Source organism: Thioclava sp. SK-1 (assembly GCF_001705665.1).
Lineage (GTDB): Bacteria > Pseudomonadota > Alphaproteobacteria > Rhodobacterales > Rhodobacteraceae > Thioclava.
In genome coordinates this window covers 99,681-121,593 of record NZ_MDHA01000021.1, presented here as the reverse complement: position 1 = coordinate 121,593, position 21,913 = coordinate 99,681, and the positions used below count along the sequence as shown (strand labels likewise).

Genomic DNA, 21,913 nt, shown 5'->3' with positions numbered 1-21,913 from the left:
CCTATTTTAAGGACTTCGGAGACGCGCTTCGGGGTGGGGGTAAGACTGTAAGGGGTGTTGGTATGGACGTGGTTATTCGTGAAGGTTCGCGTGGGCTGTCGATGATGATCGATCTGACACTTGATCGGCTGTTGGTTCCTGCCGCCTTGGTCGTGTCTTTGATCGGTGCGACCTTGATTGCCTATAACCTGTCCGAAATGATTGATCCGACACAGTTCTTGCCGCATCAGCTATAAGCTGCCCTTTGCGGTAAAATCCGCATTGGGCCGGCACGAATAGCCATGCGCGATGACTGGATGTACGTCAAAGCCACAGAGCCGGATTTGCTGCGTGCAAATCCGGCTCTGTGCTTTGACAAGGCCCGTCTTTCCGGCTACTCACTTTCTTAAGAGAAAAACAACTGCCCCAGGGGCGGGAGACGGCGATGAATAACAGGCGGAACCACGCAAAAGGGCAGTGCGCGCGTTCGATTGTGAAACCGGCAGCGATGGCTCTGGCTTTGGCGCTGACATCTGTGGCCTTGCCGCAGGCAGTCTATGCACAATCTTACACGTTCTCGAATGTTCAAATTGAAGGCAATGAACGGATCGAGCCAGAAACGATTCTGACCTATGCGGGCATTTCGCAGGGGCAATCGGTGTCTGGCGGGGATTTGAATGCGGCCTATCAGCGGTTGCAAAATTCAGGCCTGTTTGAAAGCGTGGATATCACCCCACAAGGTGGCACTCTGGTCATCAATGTTCAGGAATATCCAACAATCAATATCATCAACTTTGAGGGCAATAAACGCCTTAAAGATGAGAACCTTGCAGGGTTGATCGGGTCCGAAACCCGCAAGATCTATAACCCCGCCACTGTTGAAGCCGATGCGCGCAAGATCGCACAGGCCTATGCAGAGTCAGGTCGTATCAACGCCCGCGTCGATCCAAAAGTGATCCGCCGGTCGGGCAACCGTGTCGATATCGCCTTTGAAATTCGTGAAGGCAAGGTGACCGAGGTTGAGCGGATCTCGTTTACCGGCAACCGGTCTTATTCAGACCGTCGTTTGCGCAATGTTTTGGCGACGAAGCAGGCGGGTTTCCTGCGCCAATTTATTCAGCGCGACACATTCATGGGCGACCGCGTCGCGGTTGATCGCCAATTGCTGAGCGATTTTTACCGCTCGCGTGGGTTTGTCGATGTGCAAGTATCGGGCGTGTCGTCCGAGCTGACGCGCGAACGTGACAGTTTCTTCGTGACTTTCAATATCCAAGAAGGCCAGCAGTTCAACTTTGGTCAGATTTCTACCGTGTCCGAAGTTCCCGGTGTTGATGTTGCGGAATTTGAAGATCTGGCAAAAATCCGCTCTGGGAAAACCTACAGCCCGGCGGCCGTCGATCTGGCTGTAACCCGGATGGAAGAAAAGGCCCTGCGCTTGGGCCTGAATTTTGTTCGCGTTGACCCCCGCGTGACCCGCAATCCGCGCACACAGACGCTGGATATCCAATTCGCATTGGTGCGTGGTGAACGTGTCTTTGTGGAACGCATTGATATCGAAGGCAATACCACTACGCTGGACCGCGTTGTGCGGCGGGAATTCCAAACGGTTGAAGGCGACCCCTTTAACCCGCGTGAAATCCGCAGGTCAGCAGAGCGGATCCGCGCGCTTGGCTATTTCTCAAATGCCAATGTGGAATCGCGCCCCGGTTCCGCGCCCGATCAGGTTGTGGTCGATGTGAATGTCGAAGAACAGCCCACAGGCGCGCTGAGCTTTGGCGCAAGCTATGGCCAAGACGCCGGTCTTGGTCTGCAAATCCAGCTGAGCGAGCGCAACTTCCTTGGTCGTGGTCAGCAGCTTAGCGCATCGATTGGAACGACATCGTCGAACCAGCGGTCGTCGTTCAATTTTGTAGAGCCCTTTTTCCTGGGCCGTGATCTGGCGCTTGGGTTCAATATTTATCACACGGTGTCGGAAGACGATAACTCTGATTACAACGTGCGCCGGTCGGGCCTGTCGCCATCGATCGAATTCCCGGTTGCTGAAAATTCCCGTGTGCAATTACGTTATTCGCTGTCGCGTGATGAACTTTATGGTGTGAATGCGCTGAATGATCAGGGCACCGCAACGCGCGATGATGACACCGGCTCGTCCCCGATCTTGTCGCGTGAAGAAGGTGCGCTGTGGAAATCCTCTGTCGGGTATAGCTATATCTATGACACGCGGACCACGGGTCTGGATCCGCGCTTTGGCTATTACCTGCGCTTTGATCAGGATTTTGCAGGGCTGGGGGGCGATGTTGAATCGGTTACCACCACCGCGCTTGCAACAGCCGAACGCAAGGTCTGGAACGAAGAGGTCACGCTGCGTGCGGAATTTGAAGGCGGCATCATCGCCAGCAAAGCCGGCGGCAATGACACGATCTTGGAACGTTTCTCGGGCAATGGCAAAATGCGCGGCTTTGAAAGCAACGGTTATGGCCCGCGCGACACGGCTGCACCAAACCAGGATGCGTTGGGCGGTAAATATTTTGCCGTCGCACGTTTGGAAGCAGAGTTTCCGCTGGGCCTGCCAGAGGAATATAATATCAACGGCGGTTTGTTCATGGATATGGGCTCCGTTTGGGGGCTGGATGACAAGACAGGTGCCTATGGCACCGAGGTCGATGACGGGTTCAACCTGCGCTCGGCCATTGGTTTCGCTGTGATGTGGTCGTCACCGATTGGTCCGCTTCGGTTCAATTTCTCCAAGGCAATCGCCAAAGAGGATTATGACGAAGAACAGACCTTCGACATGACGGTATCAACCCGGTTCTGACGATGAAGCGCCATGCGCATATTGGCCTTAGGGGGCGGTTGCTTTTAGCATCCGTCCTTTTGGCAGTTTCTTCGGCCGGCGGCGCTGCGGCACAAGATACAGTGTCGCGGATGGGATCACCTGCCGGCGCGACGGGCACGGTGGGGGCGGTGCAAACCCCTGTTTTGACCGTGGATTGGGAACAGCTGTATCAGCAATCGGCATGGGCCCAGCGTGTCCGGCAAGAAGTGGCCGAGCAATCCGCCGCCTTGAATGCTGAAAACGATAAAATTGCCGCGGATTTGGTGGAAGAAGAGCGAAGCCTGACAGAACGTCGCGCCAGCATGACACCTGAAAATTTCCGCGCAGCAGCACAGGCTTTTGATGAAAAAGCCACAACCATCCGCACCGCGCAAAAGAACAAGGCACAAGCGCTGAACCGTAATTTTGATGCGGAACGTCAGGCATTTTTACAGCAGGTCTTGCCGCTGTTGGATCGGTTGCTTTTGGCGCGCGGTGCCTATGCGGTGCTGGATCGCCGGGCGGTGGTGCATGCGCGCGCTGAAGTCGATGTCACGTCCGAGCTGGCGGATCTGGTCGATGCCGAGCTTGGCAATGGCGCGGTGACGCCGCCAACGCCATAGGCGCGGCGCGGGATTCCTTGCCAAATGCGGTCTTCATTGATAGGTCATCCCACCAGAGACGATATCTGCCGCTGATTTTATTGCACGCTGCAAATTGCATGGCATCCCATTGGCCAAGAACGAAAGAAAAAGAATGACAGAACCTGCACCCTATACCGACGTCGATCTTGCAATGATCAAGCGGATTATTCCGCATCGGTATCCGTTTTTGTTGATCGACAAAGTGGTCGATATCAAACCAAATGAAAGCGGTGTGGGCATCAAGAATGTCACAGCAAATGAACCCCATTTTGAAGGCCACTTCCCGGCAGAGCCGGTGATGCCCGGTGTGATGATCGTCGAAGCGATGGCCCAGACCTCTGCCATTGTCACAGGCATTTCGATGAACTTGATCGACAAAGACATGACAGTCTATTTTATGGGCATCGACAAATGCAAGTTCCGCCGCAAAGTGGTGCCGGGCGATGTTTTGCGTATGGATGTTGTGGTCAAACGCGGTGGCGGCAAGGTCTGGAAATTTGAGGGCACGGCCTCGGTCGATGGCGAAATTGCGGCAACCGCTGAATTCACCGCGATGATGAACCTAAGCTAAAAGAGGGCAGAAATGGCCATTGATCCGACAGCACAAGTTCACGCAAGCGCCGTGATCGAAGAGGGTGCCGTGATTGGCGCTGGTTGCCGGATCGGGCCATTTTGCCTTATCGGGGCCGAGGTTGTTCTGGCCGAAGACGTGATCTTGCACAGCCATGTGGTTGTGACAGGGGCAACCCAGATCGGCACCGGCACAGAGGTATTCCCATTTGCCTCGCTTGGGCAGATCCCGCAGGATCTGAAATTCAAGGGTGAAAAGACGCGGCTGGTGATTGGCGCGCGAAATCGCATCCGTGAATATGTTACCATGAACACAGGCACCGAAGGCGGTGGTGGTCTGACTCAGATTGGTGATGATGGGCTGTTCATGTCATCATGCCATGTGGGCCATGATTGCAAGATTGGTGATCGGGTGATCTTGGTCAATTCTGTTGCCGTGGCTGGGCATTGTCATTTGGCAGATGACGTGATCGTCGGGGGATTGTCAGGTGTGCACCAATGGGTGCGGATCGGGCGCGGCGCGATGATCGGTGCGCTGTCCATGGTGACGGCGGATGTGCTGCCCCATGGTTTGGTGGCCGGGCCGCGTGCGCAGTTGGAAGGGATGAACCTTGTTGGCCTGCGCCGGCGTGGAACGGAACGTGCGCAGGTGTCTGAACTAAAGGCCTTGTATGCCACGCTGTCGTCGGGCAACTTCCGTCAGACGGCGCGCGAGAAATCCGATCTGGGCGTCGAAGGTGCCTTATCGCGCGAGGTGCTTGATTTTATTCTGGGGCCGTCGGATCGGTCCTTCCTGACGCCACATGGTAAATAGGCCCGTCGGGGCGAAGAAGAAGGCGCATGCATGACAACTGAAACGATGCCGTCGGGCGAGACAATCGCCCTGATCGCAGGGCAGGGCAGCTTGCCGATTCAATTGGCGCAGGCGCGCTCTGATCTGTTGATCTGTGAAATGGATGGCTTTCCCTGTGGGATTGACGGCGCTGCGCCTTTGCGGTTTCGGCTGGAACGTTTGGTGCCTTTTCTGGATACGCTTGTGGATCGGGGCGTAAAGCAGGTGGTGTTTGCAGGTGCGATGCAGCGTCCGCAAATTGAGCCAGAGCTGTTTGACATGCAAACCATGCAGATTTTGCCGCGCCTGATGGGGGCAATGGGGCAGGGGGATGATGCCACATTGCGCGCAGTGATCGAACTGTTCGCCGAATGGGATCTGGAGACAGTGGGTATTGATCAGCTCCTGCCACAGATCTTGCCCGAAGATGGCGTGTTGACCGGCGCGGTCACTGCCGCGGATGAGGGCGACGCCATTCGCGCGGCGGCGATTCTGGCCGCGATGGCGCCGGCCGATATTGGGCAGGGCTGTGTGGTGGCCGGTGGGCTGTGTATGGCGGTGGAAACCCTGCCTGGGACCGATGCGATGCTGGAGTTTGCCGCGCACTATCGCGACCTTAAACCCAAAGGCGGGGTATATTTCAAAGCGCCCAAACACGGGCAGGATCGTCGGATCGACTTGCCGGCCATTGGCCCCAAAACGGTAGAGCAGGTCGCCAAAGCCGGTTTGGCCGGGATTGTGATTGAAACAGGTGGCGTGATGATCTTGGACCGCGATGCCACATTGGCTGCCGCCAATGCAGCGGGCTTGTTTATCTGGGTGCGACCGCGATGAAGATATTCCTGATCGCCGGAGAGCCTTCGGGTGATATGCTGGGGGGCGCTTTATTGGCCGGGTTGAAATCGCTTTGCCCGGATGTGCAAATCAGTGGCGTCGGTGGTCCGCAGATGATCGCACAAGGGCTGGACAGCCAATTCCCGATGGAAGAGCTGTCGGTGATGGGTATCGCGGAAATTTTGCCGAAATATTTTCACCTCAAACAGCGTATTCGTGAAACGGCGGATGCGATTTTGGCCGCAAAGCCCGATGCGGTGGTGTCGATCGACAGCCCTGATTTTTGTTTGCGCGTTGCAAAGTTGGTCAAGCAGGACGCCCCGGACCAAAAAATCATTCACTATGTCGCGCCGTCGGTATGGGCATGGCGTCCGGGCCGGGCCGCGAAAATGGCCAAATGTGTCGATCACGTCCTGGCGTTGCTGCCGTTTGAACCGCCCTATATGGAAGCTGTGGGGTTGGGCTGTGATTTTGTAGGACATCCGGTTGTGGCAGAGCCGCGCGCAGATAAAGCTGCCGCCGATGCCTTTCGTGAGACCCATATGATCGCCCCGGATCAGCCATTGGTGCTGTGCCTTCCCGGATCGCGTAAATCCGAAGTTAGCCGCCTTGGCGCACGCTTTGACGAGGCACTGATGCAGCTGCGCGACCGGGAACCGGGGTTGCGCGTTGTTGTCCCCACAGTAAAGGGTGTGTCGAAAATGGTGGGGGAAATGACCGCTCGCTGGCCGATCGCGCCGATTGTCGTGCAAGATCCTGCGGAAAAACGTGCGGCTTTTGCGGCAGCGGATCTGGCGCTTGCGGCGTCGGGCACGGTGTCATTGGAATTGGCCGCCAGCCGCACGCCAATGGTTATTGCCTATGACGCGTCGATGATTACATGGAATATTATCTGGCGAATGATGAAGATCGACACGGTTACCTTGGTCAATCTGGTGTCTGATACGCGTGTTATTCCTGAATTTCTTGGTCCGGAATGCAGGCCTGAAAAGATCGCGCGCATGATGTCGCGCCTGTTGGAAGACAGCGCCTTGCGGGCGGGGCAATTGGTCGCGATGGACCGCACCATGGAACGCCTGGGTGAGGGCGGAGAGGCGCCGGGCATGCGCGCGGCCCGTGCCGTTTTGGACGTGGTCAACGGCGGAAAAACCGTTTCGGCCTAATGATCTAACGGGATCACATCCACCGTTTGCACGCTATCATGCCCCCCAGCAGAGCGCATTGCGCCCAAAACCGGCGCGACATCTGAATAATCCCGCCCGTGTCCGATTTTGATATAGTCCGTGCCTGCGAATTGGTCATTGGTGGGGTCAAATTCGATCCAGCCCATGGTTTGCCCCGCCCAGGCGCGCACCCAGGCATGCATCGCATCCGCGCCTTCCAGCCGGGGTTTGCCGGGGGGGGGGAACGTGCGCAAGAACCCCGATACGTATCCCGCCGGGATACCCACGCCACGCAGCGCAGCGATCATGATATGGGCGAAATCCTGGCACACGCCATGGCGTTTTTCAAACGCCTCACTGGGCGGGGTTTCGACGGTTGTGGCCTCGGCGTCGAATTTCATCTCCCGGTGCAGGGCATGTCCGACGGCCTCAATCGCCTCAAGCGTGCTGTGTGACGTGGTGATGGCGTCTTTGGCGAAGGCAGTCATTGCTGACATTGGCCCGGTGCGCGGCGAGGGGCCAAGAAAGTGATGCGGACTTTCGGGATGCAAAGAGCGGCTTGCGATCAGTTCTTTATGCAATGACACCAAAGGCGGCGACATATCATGCATGCTGTCGCCTTGCAGCCGCTCAACATAGGCTTCGATGCTGAAACTGACGGCCGGTGTGGGGTTGTGCCACACCAGATGGCTGGCAGAGTTTCCAAAAAAATCAATCAGATGGCGTTCTTCATCGGGGAAGGGTGTCGCAATCAGCCGGGCCTGTTCCACATGTTGCACACCGGGGATAAAGCAAGGCAAAAGCCGCACGATATTGCGCCCCCGGTCCGAGCCGGATTCGTAGGTGTAATCAATTGTCAGCTGGATTTCATAGCGCATCACATCACCGTAAATAGGCCGCGGTCAGGTCATCCGAGACGGCGATAATATTGTGCCGCACGCGTGTCATCCATTCGGGCGTGATATCCTCTGGCATGCAAATCGTGCATTCGGTTTCCATCTTTAGCAAATGCCGCACCAGCTGCGAGGGCCGGCCGTGGCGTTCGGCATTTGGCAATGCGCGGGCCAGCTCATGCATTCGGTGGATCAAAAACGCCAATGCCCGCGGGTTGTTCACATCCAGGGCCAGAAGATCCATGACCGTGTCGCGGTTGGTTTCCACGCGGTAGCGGCGTTGATGGGTGATGACGGAATCGGCCAATTCGACCGACAGATCCAACGAGCCTTGCGGAGCTCCAGGTCCGGCGAAATAGGACAAGATCGACGCAAGCGTGTCTGCCCGCTCTAACGCGCGGCCAAAGGACAGGAACCGCCAGCCTGAAAAGCGATACATATTTTCATGCACCAACCCTGAAAACCCTGTCATCTTGCGCAGCAGGACTGACATGGCGCGGGCTGCATCATCGCCGGGCACAGCGCTGCGTGACATGCGCTGCGAGGTGGACAACAGGTCATTCAGCGCGTTCCAGCCGTCGGTTGAAAACCGGTCGCGTACTTTGGCCGCACAGCCGCGCGCGGCTTCCAGCCGTTCGATCAGCGAGTCTGGCACCGCTTGTGTCAGGTTATGGCCATAGCCTTTCAAATATTGGTTCAGCTGGCGTAGCCGGGGATCGGCGGGGTTGTCGGTGGTGGCCAGGCGCAGATGATAGGCGCGAAACAGCCGCAGCGCATCTTCGGAGCGTTCGATATAACGGCCCATCCAATACAGGTTATCGGCGGCACGCGCGGGCAGTAAACTGTCTTCGGGGCGGCGGAACCGGCGATGGGGCCGTTTTGGTTCGCTTTTTTGATCAAGTGGTTTGTCCGACACCACCCAGACATCCGCGACAGAGCCGCCGCGCTGCATCCCCAATGCGGTGGCATCGGGGGAGCGCCCGATACGCGCGTAGCCGCCGGGCATGAATTGCCAGCCCTGCGCGGTGCGTGTGGCGAAAATCCGCACGGTCATCGGGCGTGCGACAAGGTGATCACCTTGTGCCCCTTCTTCCCATGCCGGGGTGGTGGACAAGGTCACGGCCTCTTGTCCGACAAGGGATGCGCCTTCCTCTTCCAGCCAGTCGGCAATCGGGCGTTGTGCCCCATCGCGGAATTCCCCGCCCAAGGCCGTTGTCGCATCCAGATCAAAGGGCAGATCCACCGCAAATGCCGATCCGATCATCATCCGATCCGCATTTTTGCGCACGTAATCGCGTTGTGGCGCCCCACCGCACCACCATGTGGCGATATTGGGCAGGGCCAGCGGTGCGCCGGTCAGAACCTCACTGATACGGGGCAAAAACGCCATCATCGCCCGCATTTCCAAGATGCCAGAGCCAAGCGCGTTGACCATGGACAGATTGCCCTGCCGCACGGCCTCCATCAGCCCCGGTGTGCCGATATGGCTTTGTGCGTCCAGCTCCAGCGGGTCTGCGAAACTGGCATCGATTCGGCGCCACAACGCGCCCAGCGGCTTTGGCCCGTCGATCGTGCGCACCATGGCGCGGCCGCCTTCGACCAACAGATCTTCGCCTTCCAACAGTGGAATACCAAGGTAGCGCGCGATATAGGTATGTTCGTAATAGGCTTCGTTCGAAGGGCCCGGCGTCAACAAGGCGGGCTGCGCAGGGCTGCCGCCGGCACCCTGCGCCAGGCTTTCGATCTGCTCACGAAACGCGTTGAGGAAATTCGACAGTTTGTGCATATGCGCACGAGGAAAGCGTTCAGGGAAGATCCGGCCCGTGGCCATGCGGTTTTCCAGGGCAAACCCCGCACCAGAAGGGGCCTGTGTGCGATCGCCCAGCACAAACCACCGCCCGTCTGGGGCGCGGCCGATTTCAAAGGCAAGATAGTGCAGATAATGTCCGCCACGCGGCGTCACCCCCACCATAGGGCGCAACCAGTGATGTGATCCTGCGATCAGCTCTGCCGGCAGGTGATTGCCAGACACCAGTTGGCCGGCGCCATATAGATCGGCCATGACCTGTTCCAAAAGATCGGCGCGTTGGCTAAGCCCGGCGCAGATCGTGGTCCATTCGGTTTCATGCAAAATCACCGGCAGATGGCTAAGCGGCCATGCGCGTTCTTGCAGCGGGGCGGTGGAATATTGTCGAAAAAACACCCCTGCATCTCGCAGATATTGATCCCCGCGTTCAAACCGGGTGCGGATTTCATAGGTGCTCAGATGCTGAAACCGATGCACGAACCGCGCCCAAACTGGGCGCATATTCCCTTTGGCATCAAACAGCTCATCGGCCACACCGGGCGTTACCCGGTATGAGCCAAAAAGATCTTCGCGCAACCCGTCCGTGTTGATGTCCTGCGACATGGTATCCCTGCTGGTCTCCCCCGTTCTTAGAGGAGACCGATGGGCCGTCGAAGGTCAAGCGTCAAGGGGAATTCCGGATGCGATTGCTCCGTGACCGGGCGATATGGGCCCGGGGTGTGACCATTGGGCTCAAACCGCGCCAGACGGCGGGCCTCGGCCTCATTGGCATTCACTGGGAAGACATCGTAATTGCGCCCACCCGGATGCGCCACATGATAGGTGCAACCGCCGATGGCCCGCCCCGTCCATTGGTCATAAATGTCGAAATGCAGTGGCGCATTGACCGGTAAGACAGGGTGCAGCGCCTCTGCCGGCTGCCAGGCCTTGAACCGCACCCCGGCGACCGACGTGCCAGAGGTTTGGGTTTTGGCCAAGGGCACGGGGCGTTGATTGCACATGATCGAATAGCGGTCTTGATGTAGCGATGTCATCTTGACCTGCAGCCGCTCAACCGAGCTGTCAGTATAGCGCACCGTTCCGCCGATGGCTCCGGTTTCCCCCAGAACATGCCACGGTTCCAGCGCCTGTTTGATTTCAAGGTGGACGCCCTCTACATCGACTTGTCCACAGAACGGAAAGCGGAATTCCTCTTGTGCGACATACCAAGCGGGATCGATGTCAAACCCGTGTAGTTTCAGGTCTTCCAGCAAGGATAAGAAATCCTCCCAGATATAATGCGGCAACATGAACCGGTCATGCAGCACCGTGCCCCAGCGTACCGGGCGGGTATCAACCGGGGATTTCCACGCCCGTGCAATGATCGCGCGCAACAGCAATTGCTGTGCCAGGCTCATTTTCGGGTGCGGCGGCATTTCAAAACCGCGGAATTCCACCAATCCCAAACGGCCTGTCGGCCCATCGGGGGAATACAGCTTGTCAATACAGATTTCGGCGCGGTGGGTATTGCCGGTCACGTCGATCAAAATATTGCGCAGCAAACGGTCGGTCAGCCACGGTGGTGTGGTCATATCCGGGGTGATTTGATTAAGCGCAATCTCCAGCTCATACAGGCTGTCATGACGGGCTTCATCAATGCGTGGCGCCTGAGAGGTCGGGCCGATAAACAGGCCAGAGAACAGGTAAGACAGCGATGGATGGCGCTGCCATATCAAAATCAGTGATTTCAACAGATCCGGGCGGCGCAAGAACGGGCTGTCATTGGGGGTTGCACCGCCGACAACGACATGGTTGCCGCCGCCTGTGCCGACATGTTTGCCGTCAATCATGAATTTATCGGCCCCCAAACGAGAGTTCCGGGCCTCTTCATAGATTGCTTCGGTGGTGGCGACGCATTCATCCCAGCTATGGGCGGGATGGATGTTGACCTCGATCACGCCGGGATCTGGGGCCACGCGAATGACATTCAAACGCGGGTCATGGGGGGGGGAGTATCCCTCAATATGGATCGGCAGGCCCAGATCATCGGCAGTGGTTTCTGCCGTTGCGATCAGGTCCAGATAATCCTCCAGCGTGTCGCAGGGCGGCATGAACAGGCACAGCCGTCCATTGCGGTGTTCCAACGCGATAGCCGTGCGCACATGACCGTTTTCAGGATCCACACCGGTTTGCTGCTGCACCACCTTTTGGCGGCGCGTGCGGTCTTCTTGCGCGGTGGATTTTTGCTGATCATGCGCGGTCGATACGGCGGGGGTCATCCGCGCCATCTCGGCCTCTTCTTCGGTCATGATCGTGTCGATTTCCTCTTGTACGGCGCGGCGGCGCGCTTCGACATTGGCGTGGAAATCGGGCAAAGGCGCATGGGCGATCGTTGTATCGGCCGGGAAACTATAGGGATATTGCGACGGTGGCACATAAGGCAGGGAGCCAAGCGGCAGGCGGAAACCAACCGGGCTGTCACCCGGGGCCAAGAACAGATGCCCACGGCGCGGCTTCCACATTTCAGACCGCCAACGACGGCCAAAACTGTCCTTGGAGGTGGATTTGGATTGCCACGGTTGAATCGGCAGCACAAATCCCGATGGTTCGGTCAGGGTGCGGTTGAACACGCGGGCGTAGCGCGCCCGGTCCTCTGGGTTTTTCAGCTTGGAGTTTTCGGGCGTGACATTGGGCGGCAGCTGCGCTTCTTTCAAGATCCATTCGCCAGGGTCTTCATAGGCAGGCTGGGCATGTTCGGCTGAAATCCCCAGGTTTTCTGCGAATTTTTCCATGAAATTCTGGGCGTCATCGACCGTATGTTCCACAGTCGCATCTTCGCGCGCAACCAGATCGGGGTTCTTCCACACCGGTTTGCCATCATGGCGCCAATACAGTGAGAAGGTCCAGCGCGGCAGGCTTTCGCCCGGATACCATTTGCCCTGACCATAATGCAAAAATCCATCGGGCGCAAAACGGGTGCGAATGCGTCGGATCAGATCATCGGCCAGGCTGCGTTTGACCGGTCCGACCGCTTCGGTGTTCCATTCGGGTGACTGAAAGTCATCGATTGACACAAAAGTCGGCTCGCCGCCCATGGTCAGGCGCACATCGCCCGCCTCCAGCTCTTTGTCCACTTTTTTGCCCAGCGCGTTCAGCCGCACCCATGCCTCATCCGAGAAAGGTTTGGTGATGCGCGGATGTTCGGCGACCCGTTGGATTGTCATATCGAAATCGAAATCGACTTTGGGCTGACCATCCGCCGTGAACCCGCCCGAAATCGGCGCGGCATTGCGGTAATGCGGGGTTGCGGCCAATGGGATATGGCTTTCGCCGGTCAACAGGCCAGAGGTCGGGTCAAGTCCGATCCACCCCGCACCGGGTAGATATACCTCACACCAGGCATGAAGGTCGGTGAAATCATGTTCGGTCCCCGAGGGGCCATCCAGCGCTTTAACATCTGGCTTCAATTGGATCAGATAGCCCGATACGAACCGCGCGGCGAAGCCCAGATTGCGCAATGTCTGCACCAACAACCAGCTGGTATCGCGGCATGACCCGGAGCCAGAGACCAGCGTCTCTTCGGGGGTTTGCACACCGGGCTCCATCCGGATCGTATAGTTGATTTGATTGGACAGGCGCGCATTCAGCCCTACCAGGAAATCAACCGTGCGATTTTGACTGCGATCAATCGAGGCAATGAATTCCGCCAGTTTCGGCGTCATGGTTTCGGGCGTGCGATAGATCACCAGATCGTTGCCCAGATCCGCCGGATAATCGAACGGCCATGTTTCGGCATGTTCTTCGACGAAAAAATCGAACGGATTATAAACGGTCATATCGGCGGTCAGATCGACCTCAATTTTGAATTCCCGCACGGGTTCAGGGAAGACAAACCGGGCCAACCAGTTGCCATAGGGGTCTTGTTGGTGATTCACAAAATGCCCGCCTGGCGACACTTTGAGAGAATGAGAGATCACCCGTGTTCTGCTGTGTGGGGCGGGGCGCAAACGGATGATTTGCGGGCCCAGCATAACGTTTCTGTCATAGGTATAATGGGTAAGATGATGGATGGATGCATAAATCGCCATGGCGCGCGTTCCTCTCTCAATTTGTGAAAACCATAGGGCGCGGCGTAGGTAAGTTCGACTGCGAAGACGCGTCACGCTACGGTTTTTTAAAGAATTATTAGGCAAGCGCATAAGAAATAAGCGTTTCTAGGCGGGAACCTGTCTGTCGTCTCGATAAACGCTGTGGATCGAAAGGAAAATTTAAATCCGGGCGGGTAGATTGACCCATGTTTCGTTTGTGCGGGACCGTTGGTTTAAGGAGTTGGTCGCTTATGGTGGCACGTCTGCGCGGATTTTTTGGGGGATTGTCGGTCAAAATTGGCGGCTTGGTCCTGCTGATGGGGATGCTGACGGTTGCAGCGGTTTCATCGGGGTTGAAGCTGTCCTTTGACAGCACGGGATCGCTTAGCACGTTCAAAGATGATGTGGTGCCACAGCTGCGCGACAGTGCCCGATTGATCGAAGCCGCCGGATCACTGGGTGAGGCGCTATCGGCCACATTGATTGCGGGCGATATTGGCGAACTGGACCAAAGCGCGTCGGATGCGCGCAATATTGTCCTGCGGTTGCAAGATATGGCGCAAAGCTTACCTGCCACGGCGCGGACAATGGTCGATGAACAGACCGCAACCATGTCCAGCAGTTTGGAGACGCTGTTCACGGCGCGGGCCGATGACATCAACTATGATATTGAAACGCTCAAGCTTTCTGATGATTTGGTGACCCAATCGAAAGAGGTCTCCACGGCGCTCGGACAGGTGGCCACAACCGCATTGGACAATCTGCGCAGCTTGTTGGATCAGGGCAATGTGGCGGTTGCACAGGTTGATCTGATGACCGCAGATTCCGCGGTATCCTTAGAACGCGAAATTGCGGCCTTTGAATCTGTTATCCTGACCGGCGCATCTGCCGATCTGCCCGAACAGGTGGTGGCCGCCCAAAGCCGTGCCGATGCGTTGGCGGGTGAAATTCAGACATTGGGTTTGATGTTGATTTTGACAATTGATCCGGCGCTTATTGCGAAAATCAATGAGTTGACAGCGCTTGGCGACCCTGAAACGGGCATTTTGGCAGCACGCTCGCGCGTTATTACAGCACGAGAGCTGGCGGACAGTTCCTCACGCGCAGCGACGATGTCGGGTAAGGCAATAACCGATCAGGCGCGGCAACTTAATCGTAATGCGGTTGGTCATATCGATTCAGCGGCAAGTGCGCTGCTGGGATCTGCCAAGAATGGCGAAACCATGATGTATACGATCGCTAGCGTCAGCGCGATCGCGTTGGGCTTGGGTATTTTTGCCGCGATCATCTTTATAGTCCGGCCAATCACCCGCCTGACCGCCGAGACAGAGCGATTGGCGACCGGTGATACTGCGCCGATTGTGGGGTTTGATCATTTCCATGGTGAGCTGGGCCGACTGGCCGCGGCATTGAAAGTGTTCCGCGAAGGGCATTTGGAGCGCGCAAGACTGCGCGATGAAGAACAACGTATGCGTGAAGAAGAACGTGTCCGGGTGGCCCAGACCGCACGTGAGGCGCAAGAGCGCAAGGATGCGGAAGCCAAACGCCAGAAAGAGGCTGAAGCCGAGGCCCATGCACGCGAGGCGCACGAACGCGAACGCGAGAACATGGCCCGTGCGGAGCAAGAGCGTCTTCAGGCCGAACGCGCAGAGGAGCAAAATCAGGTGGTGATCGCGCTGGCGGACGGGTTGACCCGTTTGTCCGCAGGGGATCTGAGCGCACGGATTGTGCAGGAATTCCCTGGCAATTATGACTCACTGCGAAAGGACTTCAATTCTGCCGCCGCAAAGCTGTCGCAAACCATCGGACAAATCAGCGAAACGGTGGAGCGGATCGATGCCAGCTCGGCTGAGATTACGGCCTCATCAGAAGATCTCTCACGGCGCAGCGAAATCTCTGCTGCTACGCTCGAAGAAACAGCCGCGGCGCTGAACCAACTGACCGCGTCAGTGCAGGCGGCGGCTGACAGCGCATCAGAGGCAGACCAATTGGCGCGCGGAGCAAATCAACAGGCGGCCGCAAGCCAAACGGTTGTAACGGAAGCCATCAGCGCCATGTCCGAAATCGAAAGCTCCTCCCGGGCGATTTCTCGGATCATCGACGTGATTGATGATATCGCGTTTCAAACCAATCTCTTGGCGCTGAATGCCGGGGTGGAAGCCGCACGCGCGGGCGAAGCGGGGCGGGGTTTTGCCGTTGTTGCGTCCGAAGTCCGGGCGTTGGCGCAAAGGTCGTCCGAGGCGGCAGGGGAAATCAACTCTTTGATTTCCAATTCCAGCACGCAAATAGGGCGCGGTGTTGGTCTTGTGGGCGAAGCGGGCACTGCCTTACAAGCGATCATCAAGGCAGTGGATGATATTGCGCGAAATGTCAGTGATATTGCCACGTCGGCGCGCGAACAGGCGACGGGCATTGATGAAATCAACGGTGCTACGGTGCAGCTGGACAGCACGATGCAGCAAAACACGGCGGTGATCGAAGAAACCACGGAAGCCAGCCGCATGCTGTCGAAAGAAACCGCCGGGCTGCGGACCATGGTTGCGCATTTTACCACGGCCGTTGATGTGCAATATGGTGAACCGCAGCGCGATGTTGCCTGAGAGGCTAATCGCCCTAGGCCGGTGACTTACATCCAGCACATCACCCAGACGGTCAAGGCAGCGCCAGCCGCCAAGGTGAACAACCCATTCCATTGAAAGCTTACTTGGGAGGGCTTCACATCCCCCAACCGTGCGATCAACATCACCGATGCGGTAAAGGGTGAGGTGACGGCGGACATCGCCCAGCCGGCGGTCAGCGATAAGACCATTGCAGTCGGTGCGACGCCGATCACACTGGGTTCGGGCAGCAGTGGGCCAAACAAGGACACACATAAGATTGGGTTCATCCCAAGCTGCCCGGTCACAGGAATGACGATAATCGGTATCATTAAAATCACCCAGACGGGTAGGGCGGACAGATCCAATCCACTGGCTGCGACGACAGGGGCCAGAAGCGCCCCGGCCAGACTGCCAATAAACCCAGCCATGCTTAGCAATATGATTTCATTACGGAAGGACGGTAAATCATTAAAGCAAAACGCTTTGGCATGCTCTGACAAATGTGCAAAGCGCTGGGTCGCGGCGCCATCTAAAAACAGCCAGATAGCGGAAATGGACGGCACAACAATCAGCACAGCCATCGACAAGGGCAAGCCCAAAACCAGTTCCAGCGCGAAAGAGGGCAGGCAGATTGCCGCCAAAAGCCCCAACAAAGGCCAAAGCGATTTTACGTCGCTTGCTGCGGCGCGATCGGGCGGGGCTGCGGTTTTTCCACCCGTTAAACGCGGCTTGAACATTGTATCCAGCGCCCAACCTACACCAACCAAAATTGCGGCAGACACGATTGCAGGCAGCAGGATCGACCGCAAATCCGCCCCGGGGATGATTGAAATTGAGATCACCATCGCAAAGCTTAGCGGTGACCAGCAAACGCTGGCCGCAAAACCGCGGTGCACGGCCTGCAACATCCGGCGCAAGCGAATGTCGCGGATTTCCTGGTCTGGTTCTTTCATGGCAGAACTGCGCGACATTCCACCCAGCAGGGAAATCGCGCCATAATTCAATACCAGCGCAAAGATCTGCACACCAATGGTCAGCGCGTTATAACGCCGTCCGGGCGGCTGGCTGGACAAAAACACGGCCGCGCGCGTAACCGCAGGCGACAGGTTGGCAGCATGGCGCAGCGTCGCCAGGGCACAGAAGAACGCGATAATGAAACTGGCGCGGTCCAACGCCGCCTTGATAATCCCATCAGGGGCTGAGGGCATCGCCAACGCATAGATCACCAAGCCTATCGCAATGAGCACAAAGGCGCGGCCTGATCCTGTCGCCCGCGGTGCCAAGATCGCCAACACCAACACCGTCACCCCATCGGCTATCAGCGACGCGGTCTGACCGCCAAAATTGCGTAGCACGACAAAGATAATGATCGCGCATAAAAACAGCCCTAATATCCGTTGCACAATGGTCTGAACAGGGGGCTGCGCGTTTGGCGTGGTCATGTTGTGGTCTTTCATCGGCACTGGATGGCCTTGTGTGTCCCACCGATCGTTGCCACTGTCGAGACGCGATAAGTAAAATTTACATTCACTCAGCCCCAAACACAGCAAAGCCCGGATCAAGCCCCTTGACCCGGCGCCAGACATGGCCACTTTGCCTTTGGGCCTGTCTGGTGACAGACAGATATGAACCGCGCGGCGCGCATCAGGAAGGATATGCCATGGCTTTGCCAGTGAAACAGCAAGTCAGCTATTGGGGTGCAGCTGCAATTTTGCTGATCGCCGCGCTGTGGCTTTTGGGCGATGTAATCTTACCCTTCCTGGTTGGGGGGGCGATTGCATATTTTCTGGATCCATTGGCCGACCGTCTTGAAAAGGTTGGATTTTCGCGCGCAGCTGCCACGGTAACAATTGCTGCGGTTGGCACCTGCCTATTTGTGATCCTGGCATTGGCGATTGTTCCGGCCCTGGCGCGGCAGCTGGGCCAGTTGATCGAGACATCGCCGCAGATTTTTAACCGGCTGAAAGATTTTCTGACCACGAATTTCCCGCAGGTGATCGAGGAAGGCTCTGTGGTGAATGATGCGTTGGTCAGCCTGGGGCAAACGATTCAGGAACGTGGCGGCGCATTGGCCACAACAATTCTCAGCTCGGCCCTGGGGGTGGTGAATGTGCTGATTTTCATCATCGTTGTGCCCGTGGTTACGTTTTACATGCTGCTGGACTGGGACAAGATGGTTGCCAAAGTTGACAGTTGGTTGCCGCGCGAACACCAACCTACAATCCGTCAGTTGGCGCGCGATATTGATCGGGTGCTGTCGGGGTTTGTGCGCGGTCAGGTTTCGGTCTGTTTAATTCTGGGCACGTTTTATGCCGTGTCGCTGATGCTGGCGGGCCTGAATTTTGGCCTGTTGGCGGGGGCGGTAGCGGGATCGCTGACCTTCATCCCCTATATCGGGGCGATCATCGGTGGCGCACTGGCCATTGGTTTGGCCCTGTTTCAATTCTGGGGCGAATGGGTCAACATCGGCATTGTCGTGGGTATCTTCGCCGTTGGCCAGTTTTTGGAAGGCAATATCATCACCCCGAAGCTCGTCGGGTCTTCTGTGGGCTTGCACCCGCTTTGGCTGCTGTTCGCCCTTTCGGCCTTTGGAACATTGTTCGGGTTTGTCGGCATGCTGGTGGCGGTTCCGGTGGCGGCGATGCTGGGTGTGCTTGCACGTTTCGCGTTGGACCAGTATCTGCATGGTTCATTGTATCAGGGCACAACGGGGCAAGATGATCCCGGTCCACAAGATGCCGAAGGCTAAGATGTGACAGGCAAACAACTGATTTTCGACCTGCCGTTGCGCAGTTCGCAAGGGCGTGAGGATTTCTATGTCGCGCAGGCCAATGCGCTTGCGCTGGCGACGCTGGACGGGCCGGCGTGGCCTGCCGGGCGTATGCTGCTTTTGGGCGATCACAGCGCGGGCAAGACCCATTTGGCGCAGATTTGGGCGGATGAACATCGCGCCCCGTTGATCCCCGCGACCGAGCTGACTGAATTTGAGCCGCCCTTTCTGGCCTCTGCGGGGGCGGTGGTGATTGACAATGCGGATGCGATCGCAGGTCAGCGTGACCGCGAGGCACAGTTGTTTCATTTGCACAATCTTTGTCAGGCGGAGGGCGTGCGGCTGTTGTTGACCGCCTCTGGTCCGCCGCGCGATTGGGGATTGGTGTTGCCGGATCTACGATCACGCATGGAGGCCACGGCAAGCGTGCGCATTCTGGCACCAGATGATGCGCTTTTGGCCGCCGTTTTGGTGAAAATGTTCGCGGATCGTCAAATTCATGTGCCGGTGACGCTGATTCCATGGCTTGTCAGCCGGATGGACCGCAAAATGGCGGTTGCGCGGGCGATGGTTGCGGCGCTGGATGCGCGATCGTTGGAAGAGAAACGTGCAATCACCAGACCCTTGGCTCAACAAGTTCTGGACAGTTTACGCAACGCGCCGCAAAACTAAGTTAAAACCGTCACAATACCATTACAATTCGGGCAGATAAGCACGCTTATGACACAGGCTGATTTTCTCAAAACCCCGTTTCCCGCCCCCGTCGAATTGCCGCAAGAGGTGATCGAAGGGCCCGGGCGTTTCTTTAACCGAGAGCTGTCTTGGCTTGCCTTTAACTGGCGGGTTCTGGAAGAGGCCGCGAACCCGCGCACCCCGTTGTTAGAGCGTTTGCGGTTTGTCTCGATTTCAGCGACGAACCTTGATGAGTTTTACACAGTCCGGGTGGCCGGGCTGCGCGAATTGGTCCGCGAGGGTAATGTAAACCCCAGTCATGATGGGCTGACCCCGGCCGAGCAGCTGTCCTTGATCAATGACGATGCGCGCCGGTTGATGGATATGCAACAGACCACATGGAACAAGCTGCGTGTGGAAATGGAAGCGACCGGTATTCATCTGGTTTCGCGCGCGCATCTGACCGACGAAGATCGGGAGTTCTTGCGCACGCATTTCCTTGAGAAAGTATTCCCGGTCTTGTCGCCGCTGGCAATTGACCCGGCGCATCCATTCCCATTCATCCCAAATCTCGGTTTTTGCCTAGCCTTGGAATTGGAACGCAGCGGTGGTGACAAGCGGCGCATGCAGGCGCTGTTGCCGATCCCGCAGCAGATTGACCGCTTTGTGCGCTTGCCCGGCGAGGCCCGTTTTTTGCCGCTTGAAAAGCTGTTGTTGTTGCATTTGCAATCGTTGTTCCCGGGCTACCGTGATGTCGGCCATTGCACATTCCGCGTATTGCGCGACAGTGACCTTGAGGTGGAAGACGAGGCCGAGGATCTGGTCCGTGAATTTGAGACGGCATTGAAACGGCGCCGGCGCGGTCAGGTGATCCGGTTGAAAATCACCGAAGGTGCGCCCGAAAGCCTGTATCGCGTCATCCGCGATGAGCTGCATGTGACACCTGATGAGGTGATCGAGGTCAAAGGCCTTTTGGGCGTGGCCGATCTGAAAGAACTGGTGTTGGGCGAACGCCCTGATCTTTTGTGGCCCAGTTATAACCCCCGCGTGCCAGAGCGTGTGCAGGATTTCGAAGGCGATATGTTTGCCGCTATCCGGCAAAAGGACATGCTGCTGCACCACCCCTATGAAACATTCGATATGGTCGTGCGTTTCTTGCAGCAAGCTGCGACCGACCCCGATGTTTTGGCGATCAAACAAACGCTGTATCGGACATCGAAGAACTCTCCGATCGTATCGGCACTATGCGAGGCGGCAGAAGGCGGCAAATCCGTCACCGCTTTGGTCGAACTGAAAGCCCGTTTTGACGAGGCCGCAAATATCCGCCAATCGCGGATGTTGGAACGTGCCGGGGCGCATGTGGTCTATGGGTTCACCAATTACAAAACCCACGCGAAAATCAGCACGGTCGTGCGCCGCGAAGGCGATCAGCTGGTGACATATACCCATTATGGCACCGGTAACTACCATCCGATTACGGCCAAGATTTATACGGATCTGTCCTTCTTCACCTGTGATGGGGCTTTGGGACGCGATGCAACCAAAGTGTTCAACTACCTGTCGGGCTATGTGCAGCCGGAGGGGCTGGAAAATCTGGCGATCTCACCGCATTCGATGAAATCCTCTTTGATTGAGATGATCGAACGCGAGGCTGAATTTGCGAAAATGGGAAAACCGGCCGAGATTTGGGCAAAGATGAATTCGATCATCGAACCTGATGTGATCGACGCGCTATATCAAGCCAGCCAGGCAGGCGTGAAAATCAGCCTTGTGGTGCGCGGAATTTGCGGCGTGCGGCCGGGCATCAAGGGCCTGTCGGAAAATATCCGGGTGAAATCCATTGTTGGCCGGTTCTTGGAACATTCCCGGATCGTGTGTTTTGGCAATGGCCACGGCCTGCCGTCGAAAAAGGCGCGGGTGTTCTTTTCCTCCGCCGATTGGATGGGGCGCAACCTTAATCGCCGGGTCGAAACCTTGGTGGAAACGACCAACCCCACCGTTAAGGCGCAGATCGTGGAGCAAATCATGGCAGCGAATATGGCCGATGAAGCCCAAAGCTGGATTTTGCAGCCTGATGGTAAATTCCTAAGGTTCCTGCCCGAAGATCGCGATAACCTGTTCAATTGCCACCGTTTCTTCATGGAATATCCGTCCTTGTCGGGGCGGGGTTCCGCAGGGGCAAAAGACGTACCAAAGCTTGCCCATAGCTTCGACTAAGCATAGTGTCTGCTTGATGGGCTTGGCCCGGGTAAGTTTGAGGTGGGTAG

General features: G+C 57.1%; 15 protein-coding genes. 11 read left to right on the top strand and 4 right to left on the bottom strand.

All coding sequences use genetic code 11. The annotated features are described in order from the left end of the window. The first annotated feature begins 62 nt into the window (after positions 1 to 62). The 7 genes from BFP70_RS20915 (at position 63) to lpxB (ending at position 6,837) form a co-directional block, all read left to right on the top strand. Positions 63 to 236, top strand: a complete 174-nt coding sequence (locus BFP70_RS20915; protein ID WP_176715464.1) for a hypothetical protein — start codon at positions 63 to 65, stop codon at positions 234 to 236. Between the two features lie 188 nt (positions 237 to 424). Continuing rightward, the gene (gene bamA / locus BFP70_RS01390) at positions 425 to 2,794 is read left to right on the top strand and encodes an outer membrane protein assembly factor BamA (RefSeq protein WP_141693055.1); all 2,370 of its coding nucleotides are present in this window, start codon (positions 425 to 427) and stop codon (positions 2,792 to 2,794) included. A 38-nt stretch (positions 2,795 to 2,832) separates the two neighbouring features. Then, positions 2,833 to 3,417 carry an OmpH family outer membrane protein gene (locus tag BFP70_RS01385; protein ID WP_176715463.1) on the top strand — a complete coding sequence of 195 codons (585 nt, stop codon included), beginning with the start codon at positions 2,833 to 2,835 and terminating at the stop codon, positions 3,415 to 3,417. Positions 3,418 to 3,550: 133 nt separating this feature from the next. Further along, complete coding sequence (gene fabZ / locus BFP70_RS01380) at positions 3,551 to 4,009, top strand: 3-hydroxyacyl-ACP dehydratase FabZ (protein ID WP_066009404.1); 459 nt, start codon at positions 3,551 to 3,553, stop codon at positions 4,007 to 4,009. A 12-nt stretch (positions 4,010 to 4,021) separates the two neighbouring features. After that, positions 4,022 to 4,822, top strand: a complete 801-nt coding sequence (gene lpxA / locus BFP70_RS01375; RefSeq protein WP_066009402.1) for an acyl-ACP--UDP-N-acetylglucosamine O-acyltransferase — start codon at positions 4,022 to 4,024, stop codon at positions 4,820 to 4,822. 30 nt (positions 4,823 to 4,852) lie between these two features. Then, entirely contained in the window at positions 4,853 to 5,674 is an 822-nt protein-coding gene (locus BFP70_RS01370; protein WP_255356555.1) for an LpxI family protein, read from the top strand. Then, on the top strand, positions 5,671 to 6,837 hold the full coding sequence (gene lpxB, locus BFP70_RS01365) for a lipid-A-disaccharide synthase (protein WP_066009400.1): 1,167 nt from the start codon (positions 5,671 to 5,673) through the stop codon (positions 6,835 to 6,837). Before BFP70_RS01370 ends, lpxB begins: the two co-directional genes overlap by 4 nt. Here the strand turns inward: lpxB and BFP70_RS01360 are convergent. Genes BFP70_RS01360 through BFP70_RS01350 form a run of 3 tightly spaced genes read right to left on the bottom strand, consistent with a single transcriptional unit; the run spans position 6,834 to position 13,604 of the window. Further along, positions 6,834 to 7,715, bottom strand: coding sequence for a transglutaminase family protein (locus tag BFP70_RS01360; RefSeq protein WP_066009398.1), 882 nt, complete (start codon positions 7,713 to 7,715; stop codon positions 6,834 to 6,836). The genes lpxB and BFP70_RS01360 overlap by 4 nt on opposite strands. 4 nt (positions 7,716 to 7,719) lie before the next feature. Further along, positions 7,720 to 10,140, bottom strand: a complete 2,421-nt coding sequence (locus BFP70_RS01355; RefSeq protein WP_066009396.1) for a circularly permuted type 2 ATP-grasp protein — start codon at positions 10,138 to 10,140, stop codon at positions 7,720 to 7,722. A gap of 26 nt (positions 10,141 to 10,166) precedes the next feature. Then, positions 10,167 to 13,604 (bottom strand): DUF2126 domain-containing protein, encoded by a 3,438-nt coding sequence (locus BFP70_RS01350; RefSeq protein ID WP_066009393.1) that lies wholly within the window; start codon positions 13,602 to 13,604, stop codon positions 10,167 to 10,169. Positions 13,605 to 13,855: 251 nt separating this feature from the next. On the opposite strand from BFP70_RS01350, the gene BFP70_RS01345 reads away from it, so the two are divergent. Continuing rightward, positions 13,856 to 16,204, top strand: coding sequence for a methyl-accepting chemotaxis protein (locus tag BFP70_RS01345; RefSeq protein ID WP_066009391.1), 2,349 nt, complete (start codon positions 13,856 to 13,858; stop codon positions 16,202 to 16,204). A 26-nt stretch (positions 16,205 to 16,230) separates the two neighbouring features. Here BFP70_RS01345 and BFP70_RS01340 read toward each other — a convergent pair whose 3' ends face one another. After that, entirely contained in the window at positions 16,231 to 17,646 is a 1,416-nt protein-coding gene (locus BFP70_RS01340) for a hypothetical protein (protein WP_083217283.1), read from the bottom strand. 218 nt (positions 17,647 to 17,864) lie between these two features. On the opposite strand from BFP70_RS01340, the gene BFP70_RS01335 reads away from it, so the two are divergent. From BFP70_RS01335 to BFP70_RS01325, 3 genes are read left to right on the top strand one after another with little or no spacing between them, the layout of a single operon-like run. Beyond that, positions 17,865 to 18,953 (top strand): AI-2E family transporter, encoded by a 1,089-nt coding sequence (locus BFP70_RS01335; RefSeq protein ID WP_066009387.1) that lies wholly within the window; start codon positions 17,865 to 17,867, stop codon positions 18,951 to 18,953. Between the two features lie 3 nt (positions 18,954 to 18,956). Next, on the top strand, positions 18,957 to 19,646 hold the full coding sequence (locus BFP70_RS01330; RefSeq protein WP_066009385.1) for a DnaA ATPase domain-containing protein: 690 nt from the start codon (positions 18,957 to 18,959) through the stop codon (positions 19,644 to 19,646). 48 nt (positions 19,647 to 19,694) lie between these two features. Next, the gene (locus tag BFP70_RS01325; protein ID WP_066009383.1) at positions 19,695 to 21,863 is read left to right on the top strand and encodes an RNA degradosome polyphosphate kinase; all 2,169 of its coding nucleotides are present in this window, start codon (positions 19,695 to 19,697) and stop codon (positions 21,861 to 21,863) included. Positions 21,864 to 21,913 lie beyond the last annotated feature (50 nt).